This is a genomic window from Sphingobium sp. (genome assembly GCF_041987595.1).
In the GTDB taxonomy this organism is placed as follows: domain Bacteria; phylum Pseudomonadota; class Alphaproteobacteria; order Sphingomonadales; family Sphingomonadaceae; genus Sphingobium.
Genome location: NZ_JBHIWJ010000085.1, coordinates 1 through 17,258 on the forward strand (window position 1 = coordinate 1; position 17,258 = coordinate 17,258).

Consider the following 17,258-nt stretch of genomic DNA (forward strand, 5'->3'; position numbering starts at 1 on the left):
CTCTGGGCGGACAGGCCTTCCATCATCCGGGTGAATACACCCATCTCACCCCACCGTTTCCAGCGGTTATACAATGTCTTGTGCGGCCCGTATTCTCTGGGCGCATCCCGCCAGCGCAGCCCGTTGCGGTTGACAAAAATGATCCCGCTCAACACCCGCCGGTCATCCACCCGGGGCTTGCCGTGGCTCTTGGGAAAATACGGCGACAGACGCGCCATCTGATCGTCCGTTAGCCAATACAGGTCGCTCATGCCCAGTCTCCTCGCGGAGCCCTGAATCACATCGCTGCCTGCCAATCAATGGGTCCTGAGCCTAGGTTAGTCGAACGTCCAAAACTGGTCGATTGCGCACGGGCAGCTTACTCGTGAGCAACCGGACGAGCCGCAATGCGGGCCATTGCGCGGAGCAGGGTGGGAGGGGGAGGGTGACAATTTAGGTCGCCCCTGACCCATCCTTCCGTTGCGCTGCGCCCGGTTCTCTCCCTCAGACGAGACATGCGCTTCGCCTGAGCCTGCCGGGCGAGCGTTATCCGGCCGGGCGTAGTATTCAACCGGCGTAGCGCAGGTGGATCAGCGGATAGGGGCGGCCCTGGCCGTCCAGATCCGAACGGCCCGTGCGGGCGAAGCGCATCGCTTCGTAGAAGCCGATCGCCTGCCCATTCTGTTCGTTCACGTCGGTGGTGAGCGTCGGGTGAAGCGAGAGCGCATGGTCGACCAGCCGTCGGCCCACGCCCTGTCCGCGCCAGTCGGGATCGATGAACAGCGCCTCCATATGGGCGCCGTCCACGATCATGAAACCGATGGCGACGTCATCCGGATCGGTGGCCAGCCAGGCGGAAACCTGCGGGAGAAAGGATGCGACTTCGGCGTCGATCGCGGCGCGGTCTTCAGGCGAAAGGAAATCATGGGTCGCATCGACGGCGCGGCGCCAGATGTCGAGCAGGCGGGCGCCGTCGGCGGCGCGGGCAGGGCGGATCGAAGTCATGCAGGGCCATATAGGGCCAGCGGCGGGATTGCCCAAATCGGCGATCGCGCAAATGGGATGAACGGTGGGGCGGCGGGCATGGGACATTCGGATTTCGAACGGCTGGCGCAAATGCCGGAGGCGGAGCGGGAGCGGGTGCTGGCCGGGCTGAACGGCGCGGCGGCGGAGGCGCTGGCGCATGACTGGGGCTGGCTGGCGCGGCCGGAGCAGCTGGCGCCCGATGGCGACTGGCGCATCTGGCTGATGATGGCGGGGCGCGGCTTCGGCAAGACGCGGGCCGGGGCGGAATGGGTGCGTTCCATTGCGGAGAGCGACCCTTCGGCGCGGATCGCGCTGGTCGGGGCGACGCTGGGGGAAGTGCGGTCGGTGATGGTGGAGGGCGCTTCGGGGCTGCTGTCCATCGCGCCCTGGTGGAACCGGCCGGTCTTTTCGCCCGCCCTGCGCAAGCTGATCTGGCGCAACGGGGCGGTCGCGACCCTGTTTGGGGCGGCGGAACCCGAAAGCCTGCGCGGGCCGCAGTTCAGCCATGGCTGGGCCGATGAGATCGCCAAATGGGCGGGCGGCGAGGCGGCGTGGGATAATCTGATGATGGGAATGCGGCTGGGGGTGGCGCCGCGCGTGCTGGCGACGACCACGCCCCGGCCGGTGCCGCTGGTGCGGGGGTTGCTGGAGCGGGGCGACGTGGTGGTGACGCGGGGGCGCACGGCGGACAATGCGGCGCATCTGGCGGACGGCTTCATCGCCGCGATGGAGCGCAGCTATGGCGGGACGCGGCTGGGGCGGCAGGAGCTGGACGGCGAGCTGATCGAGGAGGTCGAGGGCGCCCTTTGGAGCCGCGACCTACTGGAGCGCTGCCGCGTCGTGCATGTGCGGGGCGGCGGGGGCGCCGGTCTGTCGCGGGTGGTGGTGGCGGTCGATCCGCCCGCTTCCGCGCATGGCGACGCCTGCGGCATCGTCGTGGCGGGGCTGGGGCAGGATGGGCGGGCCTATGTGATTGCCGACGCCAGCGTGGAGGGGGCGACGCCCGAAGGCTGGGCGCGGGCGGTGGCGGCCAGCGCGCTGGTGCACGGCGCGGATCGCGTCGTTGCCGAGGCGAATAATGGCGGGTCGATGGTCGAGAGCGTGTTGCGCGCCGCGGAGGCCGGCCTGCCGGTGCGGCTGGTGCATGCCAGCCGGGGCAAGGTGGCGCGGGCGGAGCCGGTCGCGGCGCTCTATGAGGCCGGGCGCGTCGCGCATCGCGGCGCTTTCCCGGCGCTGGAGGATCAGATGTGCGGGATGATGCTGGGCGGAGGCTATGTCGGGCCGGGACGCTCGCCGGACCGGGCCGACGCGCTGGTCTGGGCCTTGACCGAGCTGATGCTGGGGAAGCGGGGAATGGCGCAGGTCCGCGGCCTCTGAACGGATGCGTAACGAGGAAACAAATCGGCCTTCAGGGCGTTGGTTTCGCAACGGTTACGACAGGAGAAGCTTCATGAGGATTGCGAAAATGGCGGCGGGTCTGGCGGCGCTGACCCTGGTGGTCGAGCCTGCCATCGCGGTGACGCTGTCGGGCAAGGACCGGGCGCGGGTGGCGCGGGCGGCGCCCAGGGATCGGGATGATGTGCGCTACTGCCTGCTCAAGCGGAAGAAGGATGCGCGCAAGGGCACGGTGATCGGCGCGGCCGGCGGCGCCGGGGCTGGCGTGATCGCGGGCGGAAGCGTGGGCGAAACCTTGCTGGCCGGTGCGGCAGGGGCCGTGGCGGGCAATCTGATCGGAAGGGGGCAGGCGGGCGGCGATGCCTGTGATCGGGTGTTGAAGCGCAATCCCTGAGGGCGATGTCCCTTTTATATTCATTCCAGGCATTTTGATCCTCCCCCGCTTGGGGGAGGTTTTTTTGGGGCGGGGTTTTCATGAAATTCTTTGGAACGAAGGCGGCGCGCCAGACGGTGCGGCCGGTGCTGGCGCGTGCCTGGGGTTCGGGCGGGGTCGCGCTGGGGGAGTGGCCCGCATCCTATGAGGCGCAGTTGCGGGCCGGGGTCATCGGCAATCCGGTGGCGCAGCGGGCCATGCGGCTGGTTACGCAAGCGGCGGGCGGGATGGCGCTGGTCGCGGATGGGGTGGCGCCGGACGTGCAGGCGCGGGTTAAGGCGCTGGTGACGCGTTGCTCGTCCGGGCAGGCGCTGATCGAGGCGCTGGCGAGCCATCTGCTGTTGCATGGCAATGCCTATGTCCAGCTGATGTCGGGCGCGGACGGCAGCCCGAGCGAGCTTTATGCGCTGCGCCCGGAGCGGGTGAGCGTAGAGGCGGACGCGCGCGGGTGGCCAGCGGCCTATCTTTATCGCGTGGGGGAGAGCGTGACGCGGCTGCTGCCCGAGGACGGCGCGGGGCGAACGGGCATCCTGCATCTGAAGGCGCTGCATCCGCTGGACGATCATTACGGGCTGGGCTGCGCCGGTGCGGCGGCCGGCGCGGTGGCGATCCACAATGCGGCGACGGTCTGGAACAAGGCGCTGCTGGACAATGCGGCGCGGCCCTCGGGCGCCATGGTTTATGATCCGGGTGACGGGTCGGTGATGAGTCCGGAGCAGTTCGAGCGGGTGAAGCGGGAGATGGAGGTCGCCTTTTCGGGAGCGGCCAATGCCGGTCGGCCGATGCTGCTGGAGGGCGGGCTGGACTGGAAGGCGATGAGCCTGACGCCCGCGGAGATGGATTTCGTGGGGCTGAAGGCGGCGGCGGCGCGGGAGATCGCGCTGGCCTTTGGCGTGCCGCCGATGCTGATGGGGCTGCCCGGCGACAATGCCTACGCCAATTATCGCGAGGCCAACCGGGCGCTGTGGCGGCAGACGATCCTGCCGCTGATGGGCAAGATTTGCGGCGGGCTGGCGCAGGGGTTGCAGGGCTGGTGGCCGGGCCTGTGTCTTAGCGTCGATCTGGATCGCGTGCCGGAACTGTCCGAGGAGCGCAGCGCGCTATGGGAGCGGGTGTCGGCGGCGGATTTCCTGTCGGCGGAGGAGAAGCGCGCGATGCTGGGGATCGGGGAGGCGATTGGGAGTTCAGGCCGTGAAATATGATGGCGAAATGCTGGCGCGGCTGGTGGCGCAGGCCGAGGCGCAGCCGGTGGGATGCGACATGGTGATGATCCGCGCGCTGATCGAGGAGGCGAGCGAGCTGGGTGCCGGGCGGGCGCTGGAGCGGCTGGGACTGGCGGATCGGGGGGCGGAGGATGATGTGCGGGAACTGCGGGAGTTGCTGGGGGCGTGGCGCGACGCGAAGAAGGCGGCGCGGGGGGCCGTCATGGCCTGGGCCGTCCGGATCGTGATGGCGCTGCTGCTGCTCGGAATGGCGGTGAAGCTGGGGCTGCTCGGGCTGGTGCGGGCGTGAGCGGGGACCTGCGCTTTGCCGGTTATGCGGCGGTGTTCGACCGGGTGGATCGCGGCGGCGACGTGGTGCGGGCGGGCGCCTTTGCGGGGGTGCGGGCGGGCATGCCGCTGCTCTGGCAGCACCGGCCGGGCGACGCGATCGGGACCGTCGAGAAGGTCGAGGAGGACCGCCATGGCCTGCGGGTGATCGGGCGGGTTTCCGGGCGGACGGCGGCGGGGCGGGAGGCGGCGCGGGCCTTGCGGGAGGGAACGGTGGATGGCCTTTCCTTCGGTTATCGGGTGCGGGAGGCGCGAGGGGCTTCTCCAAGGGAACTGATCGATCTTGAGGTGGTGGAGGTGAGCGTCGTCACGCATCCGATGCAGGATATGGCGCGGGTGATTGCGGTGGGATAGGCGCAGGTCGCCCTCGTCCAACTTCGCCTGGCCAGCAATCTGGCAAGGCTTATATCCTTCTTTCAGATGGGAAGAAGGAGGTTTTCGGGCGGTCCATTGGGGCCGCCTTTTTTGTGGGAGTGGCTATGACGGACCAGTTGGAAGCGAGCTTTGATGCGGTGGTGCAGGGTGAGCGCATCGCCGGGCTGGAGAATGAGGTTGCCGCGCTGAAGGGGGTTTTGCTCAGCGCGCAGAGGCCGGTGCTGGACGGGGTGAAGGGCGGGGCGGTCGATCCGCGCCGGTCCGCCTTTGTCGAGCGCTATGTGCGGCAGGGGCTGGAGGCCGGCGTCGAGCTGAAGAGCTTTTCGGGCGCGTCCGGCGCGGCGGGCGGCTATGCGGTGCCGCGGGAGATCGATCAGATCATCGATGCGACGCTCAAGAGCATTTCGCCGATCCGGTCCATCGCCCATGTCGTGCGCACCGGATCGGCGGGGTATCGCAAGCTGGTGACGTCGGGCGGCATCGTTTCCGGCTGGGCCAGCGAGACGGGCGCCCGGACCGAGACGGCGACGCCTGTCTTCAACGAGATCGTGCCGCCGTCGGGCGAGCTTTACGCCAATCCGGCGGCATCTCAGGCGATGCTGGACGATGCGCAGTTCGACGTCGAAAGCTGGCTGGCGGGGGAGATCGCCCGCGAATTTGCGGCGGCCGAGGGCGCGGCCTTCGTCAACGGCAACGGGACGAACAAGCCCAAGGGCTTCCTGACCTATGCCGCGACCAATGAGGCGGACGGCGTTCGCGCGTTCGGTTCGCTGCAATATGTGGCTTCGGGCGCATCGGGTGCGTTTGCGGCGACGGGGCAGGACAAGCTGATCGATCTGGTGCAGTCGCTGCGGGCGCCCTATCGTCAGGGGGCCTGTTTCGTGATGAACTCGGCGACTTTGGCCGTGATCCGCAAGATGAAGACGGGGGATGGGCAGTTTCTCTGGCAGCCCTCGATGGTGGCGGGGCAGCCTGCGACGCTGCTTGGCTATCCGGTCGTCGAGGCGGAGGATATGCCCGATATCGCCGCTGGATCGCTGTCCATCGCGTTCGGCAATTTCCAGGCGGGCTATGTCATCTCCGAACGCAGCGAGACCAGCATCCTGCGTGATCCGTTCAGCAACAAGCCGTTCGTGCATTTCTATGCGGTGAAGCGGATCGGCGGCGCCGTCGCGAATTCTGAGGCGATCAAGCTGATGAAGTTTGCGGCTTCCTGATCATCCCTCATGCAACTTCGCCTGGGCGGCTTTGCCGCCAAGGCTGCGTATCCTTCTCCCGCAAGGGGAGAAGGAAGGCGGGGGCGTCCTTCGGGCGCCCCCTTTTCTTTGGGAGGGTGGCTGGTGCTGTCGGATCTCAAATCATGGTTGCGGATCGGGTCGGATGATGAGGATGGATTGCTGGAGCGGCTGATCGGCAGTGCGACCGGGCTTTGCGAGCAGTTTATCGGGCAATGGCTGGTGGTGCGCGAGGCGACCGAGGCGGTCGTGGCGGACGGGAGCTGGCAAAGGCTGACGGCGCGGCCGGTGATCGCCATCTCCGCCGTGGAGGTGGCGGGGACGGCTTTGGCGCCGGGGGCCTATGCGGTCGATATCGACGCGTCCGGGGACGGATGGGTGCGGGCGCGGCTGGTGGATGGGCCGGGCAAGATAACGGTGCGCTATCAGGCGGGCATGGCGGCGGATCTGGATGGCGTGCCCGACGCGATCCGGCAGGGGATCGTCCGGCTGGCGGCCGAGCATTTCGTGGCGCGCGATGGGGAGGTAGCGACGCCGCCCGCGGTGGTGAGCGCCTTGTGGCGACCCTTTCGGCGGATGCGGCTGGCGTGAAGGCGGCGCTGGAGGCGTTGTTCGAAGCGCGGGTCGAGCGGCGGCGGCGGGCGATCGCCGAGGCGGCGCGGGCGGCCGGGGTTCAGGATGCGACGGTCGAGGGTGAAGGCGTGCGCCTGTCGGGCGTGGGGCTGATGCGGCGCTGGATGACGGATCTGCGGTTGCGGGAAGCGGGAAGGGGGCGATTATGAGCGCGGAAGTGGCGGTTCGGGGTGCGGTGATCGATGCCTTGCGCGGCGATGCGGTCTTGATGGCGGGGCTGAACGGCCTGTTCGATGGGGCGCCCGCGCGGGCCAGCGCGCCCTATGGCGTGGTTGGCGAATGCGTAGCCACCGATTGGGGCGCGAAGGATGTCGATGGGCGCGAACTCACGGTGACGGTCAGCCTGTTCGATGCGGGCGAAGGGCCGGGGCGGCTGGCGGGGCTGCTGGCGCGGGTCGATCCGCTGTTGCGGACGATGGAGGTCACGGAGGGCTGGCGGGTCGTCCATGCGCGGCTGGTGCGGTCGCGTCTGTCGCGGACGGGCGCGCGCGATGGGTGGCAGGCGCTGGCCGACTATCGGCTGCGCGTGGTGCGCGTCTGAGGATCAGCTCTTCGAATAATCTTCGAACTCGCTGACGATCTTGTCCTTATATTCGCTGATCTGCTCGTCCGCGTCTGACTGGGCATCCTTTTCGGACATGCCGCTCGACTTGTCGTCCGCGACGATGGCGGCGCGGAAGGCGGTCTCCTTGTCGCCGCACTTGTCCTTCAGCGCGGACTGGAAGTCGCCAAGCGACAGCTTCCTGTCCAGCGCAGGCTGGATCTGTTTCGACAGGCAATCAGAATAGGCTTTCCGGCCTGCGCCGACGGCGTCGCCGCCCTGTGGGGCAGCGGCCAGCATCAACATCATGAGGGGGGCTGCGACAAGCATCTTGAGACCTCTCCATATCCCGATTCTTGCACGGTTTATCTTAGAGGAGAATGCTCCATGGGCGTGGAAAAAGGAAGCGCGTTTCTGTTGAAAATAGGCAATGGCGGCGCGCCGGCGGCCTATGCGACGGTGGCGGGGATGCGCACGACGCAACTGTCCGTCAACGGCGAGGCGGTCAACGTCACCAGCAAGGACAGCGGCGGTTGGCGCGAGCTGCTTTCGGGCGCCGGCGTGCGTTCGGTCAGCGTGTCGGCGGCGGGCATCTTCACCGGATCGGCGGCGGAGGTGCGGCTGCGCAACCATGCGCTGGCAGGAACCATCGAGGATTATGAGCTGAGCTTCGAGAGCGGCGAGCGGATGCGCGGGCGCTTTCTGGTGACGCGGCTGGACTATGCCGGGGATTATAATGGCGAGCGCAACTATGCGCTCAGCCTGGAAAGTTCCGGTCCGGTGGTGTCGCTGTGAGCGGGGCCGGTCAGGCGCCCAACGGCGCAAGGGGCGAGGCAGCGTTGGAACTGGGGGGCGAGACTTTCACCCTGCGGCCGAGTTTTGCGGCGCTGGTGGCGGCGGAATCGGAGTTGGGGCCGCTGTTCGCGCTGGTGGAGCGGGCGGCTGAAGGCCGGCTGTCGCTGTCCGAGATGGCGGGGCTGTTCTGGCATTGTCTGGTTGATCCGCCCGGCGGGCTGACGCGGGAGGCGCTGGGCGAGGCGATCGTGGCTGCGGGACTGGCGAAGCTGTCGCCGGTGCTGCGCGGGATACTCAGACAGATATTGGCGGGGCGATGAGCTTTTTCAAAACGGCGGCGCGGCTGGCGGGGGTCGCGGGATGGCTGCTTGGATGGCGGCCGGATGAATTCTGGCGCTCGACGCCGGTGGAGCTGGAGGGCGTGTTGCGGGCGGCTCGCGGTGAGGAGGAGCCGGAAGTGGGGATGGATCGGACGGAACTGGAGCGGCTGCGGGAGGCGATGCCGGATTGAGCATGGATGCTTTGACGGAGCTGCCGGGAGGGTGGGATGGACGAAGAAATCGATAATCTGGTCGTGCGGGTGCGGGCGGATACGCAGGGCTTTGCGCGGGACGTCGAGACCATGCGCGGGGATCTGGAAGGGCCGCTGGCGAGCGGGGCCGAGCGGGCGGGGCGGCGGATCGAGCAGGGGCTGCTGCGCGCCGTGCGCACCGGGCAGTTCGGGTTCGAGGAACTGCGGACCATCGCGTTGCGGACGCTGGACGACATTGCGGCGAGCGCCTTGCGGGCGGGCATTTCCAGCCTGGGTGGAGATGGCGCCGGGCTGATCGGCCTGGCGGCATCTGCGCTGGGATTGCCGGGGCGGGCGACAGGCGGGCCGGTGGCGCCGGGACGCGCCTATGTCGTGGGCGAGCGTGGGCCGGAGGTCTTTGTGCCGACTGCAAGCGGGCAGGTCGTGGCGAACGGCGGCGGCGGGCGGGACGTGCGGGTGAGCATCGCCGTGCAGGGTCGAGGCGGACAGGACAATGCCCGCTTGCTGGCGCGCAGTGCGCGGCAGGTGGCGCGGGCGGTCAAGGGAGCGATCGGCGGATGAGCAGTCTGGGTTATTGGCTGGCGGATGCGCGGCGGGGGCAGGAGGGGCGCTTCATGAAGCGCTTCGCGCCCACGCACTGGACCGTCAATTTCCCGCGGCCGATGATGGCGAGCGTGGTGACCAGCGCGCCTGATGCGCTGCGGGTGGATGCCGTTTTCTATGGATCTGGCGATCTGGCGGGGCTGATCTGGGAAGCGGAGGACAAGTGGAGCCATCCTCTGCTCGCCTATGAGACGGCGCGCGATTTCCGGGCATGCGTATTGCGCTTTCGCTGGCGGAGCGCGGGTCTGCGGCGGCTGGACCAGACGCATGGGCCGACGCTGACCATCGAGGGGCGGGATGCGTCGGGTGCGCCGCGCAGCTGGTATGTGCGCCTGTGGAACTATGCGAGCGGCGATCCGGAAGATGCGGAGGTCATGCTCGATTTTTCCGCCGTCAAAAGCGGCTTCCTGTTGAGCGAGGGCGAGACGGTCTGGACGGGGGACGTCGACCGGGTGTTCATTTCGCTCGCCGCGCCGGATTATGATGCGGCGAACACGCCCTTTGCCCAGGGGGTCGAGGGGTGGTGCGAACTGTCCGGCATAAGCTGCGACGGGGCGGGGTCCGTGCTTGCCGTGGGCGATGTGATGGTGCCCGAACATGGGCTGTCCATGGCGACCGGCTATGACGACTGTTTCAACCAGACGCCGGAGCGGATCGTCGCGTCGATCCATGCGCTGGGCTATCGCGGGGCCATCAACCATTATGTCGGGATGAGCCATTATTTCCGGCTCGAACCGCTGGGCGGCGGCTTTTACGTCAGTCTGGCGGGCGGGGTGCTGAATGCGCCCTGCGCGGTCTGGCATGCGGATTTCGCGGCGAGGGCGAAGGCGCTGGGACTGGGGGTGATCTGGTCGCTGTCCTATGAGCTGTTCGACGCCCATTGCTGGAACGACTGGAAGCAGCGGGCGGAAAATGGCGATCCGGCGCTGACCGGCTGGTCGCCGCCGTCGACCCTGCTCTCGCCCGCGCATGATGGGGCGATGAGCTATTTGCGGCTGGTGGCGGGGGCTTTTGTTTCCATTGGTCTGGCGGCGGGACTGGCGATCGGCTTTCAGGTCGGGGAACCCTGGTGGTGGGTGATGCCCGATGGGCGCATCTGCCTGTATGACGACGCGGCGCGGGCGGCCTTTGGCGGGAGTCCGGTGTCGATCCCCGACGTGCGCGGGGTCTTGGGCGGGGCGCAGAAGGCGTTGCTGGATCAGGCGGGCGCCGTGCTGGCGGCGTCGACGTCGGCCTTGTGCGGCTGGGTGAAGGGGGTGGCGCCGGGGGCGGTGACGCATCTGCTGGCCTATCTGCCGACCGTGCTCGATCCGCTTGCGCCCGAAGCGAAGCGGGCGAACATGCCCTTGGGCTGGGCTTCGCCTGCCTTCGACCTGTTGCAGCTGGAAGATTATGACTGGGTGACGGAGGGGCGCAAGCGGCTGACGGCGCGGGGGATCGAACTGGCGACCGAGCGGCTGGGCTATCCCGTCAGCGAGCAGCATTATTTTTCGGGCTTCGTGCTGCGCGCCGGGGACGCCGTGCAATGGCGGGAGATTGCAGCGGCGGCGGACGCGGCGGTGAAGCGGGGAGCGGCGGCGACCTTTGTCTGGGCGCTGCCGCAGGTGGCTCGGGACGGCTTTACCTGTTTCAGACTGGATGGGGAGGATGAAGTGCAGGCCTTTGATGACGTGGTTTTCCCGCTGAGCATCGGAAGGGAGGCAAGTCTGGCGCCCGCCTTTTCGACGCAGATCGTCGAGGCGCCTTCCGGCCATGAACGGCGGAGCAGCGACTGGGCGGATGCGCGGCTGTACTTCGATGCGGGACCGGGTGTCCGGTCGGAGGCGGATATCGCGACGCTGATCGCTTTCTTTCGAGCAAGGCGAGGGGCGGCGCGGGGGTTTCGCTTTGCCGATCCCTATGATGATCGCAGCTGCGCGCCGGGTGAGGCGCCGGGACCGCTCGATCAGCGTCTGGGCATGGGCGATGGAGTGAAGGCGGAGTTTGCCTTGCAGCGCTTTTACGGCCCGGGCGAGGAGGCGCAGGTGCGTCGGATCACGCGGCCCGTGGCGGGGACCATCCGGGTGGCCAAGGACGGGATCGAGATGACGAGCGGCTGGAGCCATGCCGGGATGGGCGTCATCGCCTTTGATGAGGCGCCTGCTTCGGGCGCGGTGCTGACGGCGGGCTATCGGTTCGATGTGCCGGTGCGTTTTGCCGAGGATCGGCTGGATATACACCGCGCCACCTTCGCTGCGGGGGAAGCGCCTTCCGTGCCGCTGGTGGAGATACGGGAATGAGCGGGCTGGAGAGCCTGGCCCAGCCGCTTTCGACGCTGACTTTCTGTTGGCGGGTGGAGCGGCGGGACGGCGTGACGATCGGGCTGTCCAGCCATGATCGCGATCTGCAGATCGGCCATGTGCTTTATCGCGCTGCGCCGGGAATGACGCCCTCGGCGGTGCGGAGCGGGATCAGCGCCGAAGGCAGCGACGCCGATGTGGAGGGCGCGCTGGTGGCGGATGCGATCAGCGAGGTCGATCTGATGGCGGGGCGCTGGGATGGCGCGGCGCTGGAACTGCGGCTGACCCAGTGGGAGGCGCCGGGCGAGCTTTGGCTGCTGCTGGCGCGGGGCGAGATCGGGTCGGTAACGCGCAAAGCGGGGGCGTTCGCGGCCGAACTGGTGGGGGCGATGGCGGCGCTCAAGGCGCCGGTCGCGCCTTCGACCTCGCCGAATTGCCGGGCGGCGCTGGGGGACCGGCAATGCCGGGTCGACCTTGCCGGGCGGCGGCGGGTGGTGGCGGTCGACGCGGTCGAGGATGTGGTGGTCGGCGTTTCGGGGCTGGAGGCGGGGGTCTATGCCTTCGGGACGTTGCGCTGGCTCAGCGGGGCCAATTGTGGGATCGTGCAGGCGGTGATCGATAATGGCGCGGACGGGGTGACCTTGGCCGATCCGCCGCCCTTTGCCGTGGAGGCGGGAGCACTGGCGCTGCTGACCGAGGGGTGCGACCGGCAGCTGGCAACCTGCGCCGGGCGGTTCAGCAATGCCGTCAATTTTCGCGGAGAGCCTTATCTGCCGGGCATGGATCTGCTGACCCGCTATCCGGGGGCGGCGTGAGCGACGTCGTCGCGGCGGCGCGGACGCTGGTGGGCGTGCCCTTCCGGCTGCACGGGCGGGACCGGCGGGGGCTGGACTGCGTGGGGCTGGCGGCGCTGGCTCTGGGGCGGGCGGCGCCGTCGGGCTATGGGTTGCGGTCGGGTGAGGAGCGACGCGCGAGAAACTGGCTGGCTGCGGCCGGCTTGCGCGCTGTGGAGGAACCGCGTCCGGGCGACCTTGCGCTGGTGCGGCCTGGGCCGTTGCAATTGCATCTGATGATCGTGGTGCCGGGCGGGCATGTGCATGCCCATGCCGGGCTGAGGCGCGTGGTGGAGATGCCGGGAGCGTCCCCATGGCCGGTGCTGGGGCACTGGCGGGCAACATAGGAGATATCATGGCGACGATTGTGTTGACCGCCCTTGGCACGGCCATTGGCGGGCCGCTGGGTGGTGCCATTGGCGGGCTGATCGGCAATGCCTTCGATCATGCGGTGCTTTTCAAGCCCAGGGGCGTGGAGGGGCGTCGGTTGACCGACATGCAGGTGCAGACCTCCACCTATGGTTCGCAGCTGCCCAGGCTGTTCGGGACCCTGCGTGTGGCGGGGACGGTGATCTGGGCAACGGACCTGAAGGAGACGAAGAACAGGAGCGGCGGCGGCAAGGGGCGGCCAAGCGTCACCACCTACAGCTATTCGGCAAGTTTCGCGGTGGCGCTGTCGGCGCGGGCGATCCGGAATGTGCGGCGGATCTGGGCGGACGGCAATCTGTTGCGGGGGAGCGCGGGAGACTGGAAGACCGAGCTGGGGGCGTTCCGACTGCACAAAGGCAGCGAGGATCAGATGGCTGACCCGCTGATCGCGGCGGCCGAAGGGATCGATCTGACGCCCGCGCATCGCGGCATCGCCTATGTGCTGTTCGAGGATCTGGCACTGGCGGACTATGGCAACCGCATTCCCTCACTGACCTTCGAGGTGGAGGCGGACGAAGGATCGGTTGCCGTCAGCCAACTGGCTGCCTTTTTGAGCGATGGTTTGCTGACGGGAGATGCCCTGGGGAGCGTCGGTGGCATGGCGGCGGGTGGCGCGGACATAGCCGAGGCGCTGGCGCCGCTGGCGGAGGCCTGCGATCTGGCCTTCGTCGCGGGAGAGCATGGTTTGCGATGGCAGGCTGCTGCGCCGGTGGCTGGCGCGCAAGTCGGTTCGGCAATGTTCTGCCGGTCGGTCAACGGTCAGACCATGGACGCCGTCGAGCAGTCGGGCGGTGCTGCTGATGCCGTGCCGGTGGCGCTGTCGGTTCGCTACTATGATCCGCTGCGGGACTATCAGGCGGGAGTGCAGCGCGTGAGCAGGCCTGGGGCTGGACGGATGGAGCAGGGGATGGACCTGCCGCTCGTGCTGTCGGGCGACAAGGCGCGCGCGATGGCCGCGCGGAAGTTGAGGAGCCTCTGGACGGGGCGATCGGCCATGAGCCTGCGTTGCGGTTGGGATGCGCTGCGCCATGAGCCGGGCGACGTGGTGACGGTCGAGGGCGCGCCCGGTTTGTGGCGTATCGAGGAGCGGGAGTGGGAGGCGATGGCTGTGCGGCTCAGCCTGAGGCGGGTGCCGGGCGAGGGCGGCGCGATGCCGGCGGGTGCTGCTTCCGGCGCGATCGTTCGTGAGGCGGATGTGCCGCACGGGGCGACGATGCTGATGCTGGCCGATCTGCCGTCCATGGGTGATGCAGCGGCGAGCGCGCCGCTGATCGTGGCGGCCGCGAGCGGCGGGGAAGGATGGCGCGGTGCAGCGTTGTTTCGCATGAGCGCGACAGGGGAGGCGATTCCGGCCGGGCGAACGGCGCCGCGGGCGGTCATGGGGCATGCGGATACGGCCCTGCCGGCCGGGAGCGCGATCTTGATCGATGACATCCATGCCTTCCAGGTCACTTTGCTGGCCGCCGACATGGAATTGGGCGGAGCTGATGAGGCGGCTCTGGCGCAGGGGCGCAACCTTTGTCTGGTCGGGCGCGAGCTGGTCCAGTTCAGCCGTGCCGTGCAGACGGGTGAAGCAAGCTTTCGGCTCGAAGGCCTGCGGCGTGGTCTGTTCGGGACGGAATGGGCCATGATGTCCCATGCTCCGGGCGAACCCTTCCTGTTGCTGGAGGAGGATCGGCTGGTGGAACCGTTGACGGGTCAGGGCAGCGGGCTGGAAATCGATGGCAGCCTGCGGATGGCGGCCATCGGCGTCGGGGACAGCGAACAGGCGGAGGCGACGCTGACGATCAGCGGCGAGGCGATGACGCCGCCTGCGCCCGTGCACGTGCGGGTGGATGCGGACGGCGCGGGCGGCTGGACGATCGGCTGGACCCGGCGCAGCCGCAATGGATGGCGCTGGGTCAGCGGCGCTGACGTCCCTATCGGCGAAGATCGCGAAGCTTATGAGCTGCGGGTGCTGGCAGGAACCGAAATCGTGCGGCGGTCGGTCATCCACCAGCCCGTCTGGACTTATGATGCGGCGATGCTGGCGGCGGATGAGGGCGGGACCGGGGAACGGTCCGTCGAAATCCGGCAGGCCGGTTCCCATGCGCTTGGACGCCCGGTGCGCGTCCTCCTGCCAGCCTGACGGCAAGCTTCTCTTTCGGAAGAAAAAGGATAACCGAATCATGACGATGGATGCGACTTTCCGTTGGGCGCTGCCGCAGCTTTTTGCGGGGCAGGCGCATAAGGAGCTTTTCCATAACGAAGCGCTTTCGCGCATCGACATGCTGTTGCACGGCGCCGCGGAGAGCGCAGATGCAGCCGGGCCGCCAGCGTCGCCTGCCATCGGCTGCTGTTGGATCGTGGCGCCTGGAGCGACGGGAGACTGGGAAGGGCAGGATGGGGCGCTGGCCTGCTGGACGGCGGGCGGATGGCGTTTTGCCGCTCCGCGGGCGGGGCTTGCGATTGCGGTCGCCGATCGAGGCCACGTCATGAAATATGACGGGTCCGGCTGGCAGGATGAAGCCGTGCGGGAGGATGGATTGTATATCGGCGGCAGGCGCGTCGTGGCCGTGCAGGGAGCCGCCATCAGTGACCCGTCGGGCGGCACGACCGTCGACACAGAAGCGCGATCGGCGATTGCCTCCCTCTTATCTGCGCTACGGACACATGGCCTGATCGGCTCATGACTTGCGTTCCCGGCGGCTTTTACGAAAACGCCCCCTCAAAATAGCCTGAAGTGGGGAGGCAACAAGGTTAACTGCGTTATTTTTGCAACAGTTTTGCCAATTGTGGACTTGCCATGAAACTTTCTAGCCGATACATGGTTTCAGCAGTCCTTCGTGACACTATTGAAAGGGGAATTCAGATGCGGAAGCTTGCCCTCGCGGCTGTGCTTGCGACCAGCGCCCTGGCCACCCCGGCCTTGGCGCGTGACAACAGCTGGTATGTCGGTATCGACTCTGGCGTTGTTCTCGTCGAAGATCAGGACATCACCTTCACCCCCGGTAACGCCGGCGCCGTCAGCAACACCGTTGCTGGCGTGGACTACCACAAGGGCTGGGACGGCGACGCCGTGATCGGTTACGACTTCGGCGGTTTCCGTCTGGAAGCGGAAGCCGGTTACAAGCGCGCCAAGGTCGACCTCGACAAGAGCGGCTTCGGCGGTGCGGCTTCGGCCCTGTCGTTCATGCTGAACGGTATGCTGGACTTCGGTCCCGATGATGGCCTGCAGGGCTTCGTCGGCGGCGGCGTCGGCGTGTCGCGCGGCAAGCTCGCCAACGACCTCGTCAACGATTCCGACACCGGTTTCGCCTGGCAGGCGATCGCGGGCGTTCGCTATCCGCTGACCAACCATGTCGACGTCTCGCTGAAGTATCGCTTCTTCAATCAGGACGATATCAAGCTGGTTCCGGCTTACACCACCATTGGTGGCCCCGCCGGTTCGTCGGTTGACACCAAGCTGCGCACTCACAGCCTGCTCATGGGTCTGACCTACAACTTCGGTGAGCCGGCTGCTCCGCCGCCGCCTCCGCCGCCCCCGCCGCCGCCCCCGCCGCCTCCGCCCCCGCCGCCTCCGCCGCCGGTGGCAGAGTGCAGCCCTGGGCCGTACATCGTCTTCTTCGAATGGGACAAGTCGGACATCACGCCTGACGCCGCCACCATTCTGGACAACGCGGTTTCGGCCTACAGCAACTGCGGCAGCGCCCAGGTCATGCTGGCGGGCTATGCGGACCGTTCGGGTTCGGCCTCGTACAACGTTGGCCTGTCCCAGCGTCGCGCCGATGCCGTCAAGGCCTACATGGCCTCGAAGGGCATCCCCGATGGCGTGATGACGACCCAGGCGTTCGGTGAATCGAACCCGCGTGTCGAAACCGCCGACGGCGTGCGCGAACTGCAGAACCGTCGCGTGGAAATCACCTACGGTCCGGGTTCGGGTCAGTAAGAGCTGATTTTCCTCCTTCGGGATGGAAAGGAGCGAGGGGCAGGTCGAAAGACCTGCCCCTTTTTCTATGCGTTGATTTGGTCCCGGTGTGGCTGCGAATGGCTCCAGTTATCTTTCGGGCAAAGCTAAATGGCCGAAATCGGGTGACAATCCGGCTCGGATCGGCAACAAAAGCTGTCATGCCGCGTTGGCGGTTCAGCTGTTCCTTTGGGAGTTTCCCGCCATGATGAAACAAATCGCAATCGCCACGTCGCTGATTTTGACGTCTTCAGCATGTGCGGCTGCGCCGTCGACAACGGGAAGCGCTGCGCCGGCCAGCGCGCCCACCGCCCATGCGAAACTGCTTGGGGGCGATGGGGCGGCGCACGGTGAGGCAATGGTCACGCAAGCCGCCGACGGGTTGCATGTCCTTGTGCGGGCACGGGGCCTGACGCCTGGGATGCACGCGGTCCATATCCATACGACCGGCACTTGCACGCCGCCAGACTTCACGAGTGCGGGCGGGCATTGGAACCCTACAGGCCACAAGCATGGCAAGGATAATCCCGACGGCATGCATATGGGCGATATGCCGAACCTTGTTGCAGGGGCCGATGGTTCAGGCGAAATGGAATATGTGGTCAAGGGCGGAACCATCAGCGGCGGTGCGACGCCGCTGCTCGATCCTGACGGTGCCGCGATCGTGATTCACG

23 protein-coding genes are annotated in these 17,258 nt (G+C 67.6%); 20 read left to right on the forward strand and 3 right to left on the reverse strand.

Annotated features, from left to right (window positions below):
* Positions 1 to 251 (reverse strand): transposase (locus tag ACFC3J_RS17345; RefSeq protein ID WP_375197353.1); only part of this gene is annotated, 251 nt, incomplete at its 3' end.
* 295 nt (positions 252 to 546) lie between these two features.
* Positions 547 to 984, reverse strand: coding sequence for an acetyltransferase (locus ACFC3J_RS17350; RefSeq protein WP_375197354.1), 438 nt, complete (start codon positions 982 to 984; stop codon positions 547 to 549).
* Positions 985 to 1,062: 78 nt separating this feature from the next.
* Here ACFC3J_RS17350 and ACFC3J_RS17355 point away from each other — a divergent pair, with 78 nt between their 5' ends.
* The 9 genes from ACFC3J_RS17355 (at position 1,063) to ACFC3J_RS17395 (ending at position 7,167) form a co-directional block, all read left to right on the forward strand.
* A complete protein-coding gene (locus ACFC3J_RS17355; protein WP_375197374.1) occupies positions 1,063 to 2,382 on the forward strand; it encodes a DNA-packaging protein in 1,320 nt (439 codons plus the stop codon).
* 73 nt (positions 2,383 to 2,455) lie between these two features.
* Entirely contained in the window at positions 2,456 to 2,794 is a 339-nt protein-coding gene (locus tag ACFC3J_RS17360) for a hypothetical protein (protein ID WP_375197355.1), read from the forward strand.
* An 80-nt stretch (positions 2,795 to 2,874) separates the two neighbouring features.
* A complete protein-coding gene (locus tag ACFC3J_RS17365; RefSeq protein ID WP_375197356.1) occupies positions 2,875 to 4,035 on the forward strand; it encodes a phage portal protein in 1,161 nt (386 codons plus the stop codon).
* A complete protein-coding gene (locus ACFC3J_RS17370; protein WP_375197357.1) occupies positions 4,025 to 4,345 on the forward strand; it encodes a DUF6127 family protein in 321 nt (106 codons plus the stop codon). The genes ACFC3J_RS17365 and ACFC3J_RS17370 overlap by 11 nt, the downstream gene beginning before the upstream one ends.
* Entirely contained in the window at positions 4,342 to 4,737 is a 396-nt protein-coding gene (locus tag ACFC3J_RS17375; RefSeq protein WP_375197358.1) for an HK97 family phage prohead protease, read from the forward strand. Before ACFC3J_RS17370 ends, ACFC3J_RS17375 begins: the two co-directional genes overlap by 4 nt.
* Before the next feature lie 125 nt (positions 4,738 to 4,862).
* Entirely contained in the window at positions 4,863 to 5,975 is a 1,113-nt protein-coding gene (locus tag ACFC3J_RS17380) for a phage major capsid protein (protein ID WP_375197359.1), read from the forward strand.
* A gap of 123 nt (positions 5,976 to 6,098) precedes the next feature.
* Positions 6,099 to 6,584 (forward strand): phage head-tail connector protein, encoded by a 486-nt coding sequence (locus tag ACFC3J_RS17385; protein ID WP_375197360.1) that lies wholly within the window; start codon positions 6,099 to 6,101, stop codon positions 6,582 to 6,584.
* Entirely contained in the window at positions 6,551 to 6,775 is a 225-nt protein-coding gene (locus tag ACFC3J_RS17390; protein ID WP_375197361.1) for a hypothetical protein, read from the forward strand. Before ACFC3J_RS17385 ends, ACFC3J_RS17390 begins: the two co-directional genes overlap by 34 nt.
* Complete coding sequence (locus tag ACFC3J_RS17395; protein WP_375197362.1) at positions 6,772 to 7,167, forward strand: DUF3168 domain-containing protein; 396 nt, start codon at positions 6,772 to 6,774, stop codon at positions 7,165 to 7,167. The genes ACFC3J_RS17390 and ACFC3J_RS17395 overlap by 4 nt, the downstream gene beginning before the upstream one ends.
* Before the next feature lie 3 nt (positions 7,168 to 7,170).
* On the opposite strand, the gene ACFC3J_RS17400 is transcribed toward ACFC3J_RS17395, so the two are convergent.
* Positions 7,171 to 7,497 (reverse strand): hypothetical protein, encoded by a 327-nt coding sequence (locus tag ACFC3J_RS17400; protein ID WP_375197363.1) that lies wholly within the window; start codon positions 7,495 to 7,497, stop codon positions 7,171 to 7,173.
* Positions 7,498 to 7,554: 57 nt separating this feature from the next.
* Between ACFC3J_RS17400 and ACFC3J_RS17405 the strand changes: the two genes are divergently transcribed.
* The 11 genes from ACFC3J_RS17405 to ACFC3J_RS17455 all read left to right on the forward strand — a co-directional run.
* Positions 7,555 to 7,962, forward strand: coding sequence for a phage major tail protein, TP901-1 family (locus tag ACFC3J_RS17405; protein ID WP_375197364.1), 408 nt, complete (start codon positions 7,555 to 7,557; stop codon positions 7,960 to 7,962).
* On the forward strand, positions 7,959 to 8,282 hold the full coding sequence (locus ACFC3J_RS17410; protein ID WP_375197365.1) for a gene transfer agent family protein: 324 nt from the start codon (positions 7,959 to 7,961) through the stop codon (positions 8,280 to 8,282). The genes ACFC3J_RS17405 and ACFC3J_RS17410 overlap by 4 nt, the downstream gene beginning before the upstream one ends.
* The gene (locus tag ACFC3J_RS17415; protein ID WP_375197366.1) at positions 8,279 to 8,473 is read left to right on the forward strand and encodes a phage tail assembly chaperone; all 195 of its coding nucleotides are present in this window, start codon (positions 8,279 to 8,281) and stop codon (positions 8,471 to 8,473) included. Before ACFC3J_RS17410 ends, ACFC3J_RS17415 begins: the two co-directional genes overlap by 4 nt.
* A 36-nt stretch (positions 8,474 to 8,509) precedes the next feature.
* The gene (locus ACFC3J_RS17420) at positions 8,510 to 9,055 is read left to right on the forward strand and encodes a tail tape measure protein (protein WP_375197367.1); all 546 of its coding nucleotides are present in this window, start codon (positions 8,510 to 8,512) and stop codon (positions 9,053 to 9,055) included.
* Positions 9,052 to 11,376 (forward strand): DUF2460 domain-containing protein, encoded by a 2,325-nt coding sequence (locus ACFC3J_RS17425; RefSeq protein WP_375197368.1) that lies wholly within the window; start codon positions 9,052 to 9,054, stop codon positions 11,374 to 11,376. The genes ACFC3J_RS17420 and ACFC3J_RS17425 overlap by 4 nt, the downstream gene beginning before the upstream one ends.
* The gene (locus tag ACFC3J_RS17430) at positions 11,373 to 12,191 is read left to right on the forward strand and encodes a DUF2163 domain-containing protein (protein WP_375197369.1); all 819 of its coding nucleotides are present in this window, start codon (positions 11,373 to 11,375) and stop codon (positions 12,189 to 12,191) included. Before ACFC3J_RS17425 ends, ACFC3J_RS17430 begins: the two co-directional genes overlap by 4 nt.
* On the forward strand, positions 12,188 to 12,556 hold the full coding sequence (locus ACFC3J_RS17435) for a peptidoglycan endopeptidase (protein WP_375197370.1): 369 nt from the start codon (positions 12,188 to 12,190) through the stop codon (positions 12,554 to 12,556). Before ACFC3J_RS17430 ends, ACFC3J_RS17435 begins: the two co-directional genes overlap by 4 nt.
* An 8-nt stretch (positions 12,557 to 12,564) precedes the next feature.
* On the forward strand, positions 12,565 to 14,766 hold the full coding sequence (locus ACFC3J_RS17440) for a phage tail protein (RefSeq protein ID WP_375197371.1): 2,202 nt from the start codon (positions 12,565 to 12,567) through the stop codon (positions 14,764 to 14,766).
* A 40-nt stretch (positions 14,767 to 14,806) separates the two neighbouring features.
* Positions 14,807 to 15,310: a DUF2793 domain-containing protein gene (locus ACFC3J_RS17445; RefSeq protein ID WP_375197372.1), complete on the forward strand. Its 504-nt coding sequence runs from the start codon at positions 14,807 to 14,809 to the stop codon at positions 15,308 to 15,310.
* A 179-nt stretch (positions 15,311 to 15,489) separates the two neighbouring features.
* Positions 15,490 to 16,566, forward strand: coding sequence for an OmpA family protein (locus ACFC3J_RS17450; RefSeq protein WP_375197373.1), 1,077 nt, complete (start codon positions 15,490 to 15,492; stop codon positions 16,564 to 16,566).
* Positions 16,567 to 16,792: 226 nt separating this feature from the next.
* A partial coding sequence (locus tag ACFC3J_RS17455; protein WP_375197375.1) for a superoxide dismutase family protein occupies positions 16,793 to 17,258 on the forward strand: 466 nt, incomplete at its 3' end.

Bases quoted from the DNA above. Each gene is read 5' to 3' on its own strand.
- ACFC3J_RS17360 (WP_375197355.1), top strand. From the start codon at position 2,456: ATGAGGATTGCGAAAATGGCGGCGGGTCTGGCGGCGCTGACCCTGGTG.
- ACFC3J_RS17380 (WP_375197359.1), top strand. From the start codon at position 4,863: ATGACGGACCAGTTGGAAGCGAGCTTTGATGCGGTGGTGCAGGGTGAG.
- ACFC3J_RS17355 (WP_375197374.1), top strand. From the start codon at position 1,063: ATGGGACATTCGGATTTCGAACGGCTGGCGCAAATGCCGGAGGCGGAG.
- ACFC3J_RS17415 (WP_375197366.1), top strand. From the start codon at position 8,279: ATGAGCTTTTTCAAAACGGCGGCGCGGCTGGCGGGGGTCGCGGGATGG.
- ACFC3J_RS17400 (WP_375197363.1), bottom strand. From the start codon at position 7,497: ATGCTTGTCGCAGCCCCCCTCATGATGTTGATGCTGGCCGCTGCCCCA.
- ACFC3J_RS17365 (WP_375197356.1), top strand. From the start codon at position 2,875: ATGAAATTCTTTGGAACGAAGGCGGCGCGCCAGACGGTGCGGCCGGTG.
- ACFC3J_RS17450 (WP_375197373.1), top strand. From the start codon at position 15,490: ATGCGGAAGCTTGCCCTCGCGGCTGTGCTTGCGACCAGCGCCCTGGCC.
- ACFC3J_RS17395 (WP_375197362.1), top strand. From the start codon at position 6,772: ATGAGCGCGGAAGTGGCGGTTCGGGGTGCGGTGATCGATGCCTTGCGC.
- ACFC3J_RS17420 (WP_375197367.1), top strand. From the start codon at position 8,510: ATGGACGAAGAAATCGATAATCTGGTCGTGCGGGTGCGGGCGGATACG.
- ACFC3J_RS17350 (WP_375197354.1), bottom strand. From the start codon at position 984: ATGACTTCGATCCGCCCTGCCCGCGCCGCCGACGGCGCCCGCCTGCTC.
- ACFC3J_RS17445 (WP_375197372.1), top strand. From the start codon at position 14,807: ATGACGATGGATGCGACTTTCCGTTGGGCGCTGCCGCAGCTTTTTGCG.
- ACFC3J_RS17405 (WP_375197364.1), top strand. From the start codon at position 7,555: ATGGGCGTGGAAAAAGGAAGCGCGTTTCTGTTGAAAATAGGCAATGGC.
- ACFC3J_RS17425 (WP_375197368.1), top strand. From the start codon at position 9,052: ATGAGCAGTCTGGGTTATTGGCTGGCGGATGCGCGGCGGGGGCAGGAG.
- ACFC3J_RS17440 (WP_375197371.1), top strand. From the start codon at position 12,565: ATGGCGACGATTGTGTTGACCGCCCTTGGCACGGCCATTGGCGGGCCG.
- ACFC3J_RS17430 (WP_375197369.1), top strand. From the start codon at position 11,373: ATGAGCGGGCTGGAGAGCCTGGCCCAGCCGCTTTCGACGCTGACTTTC.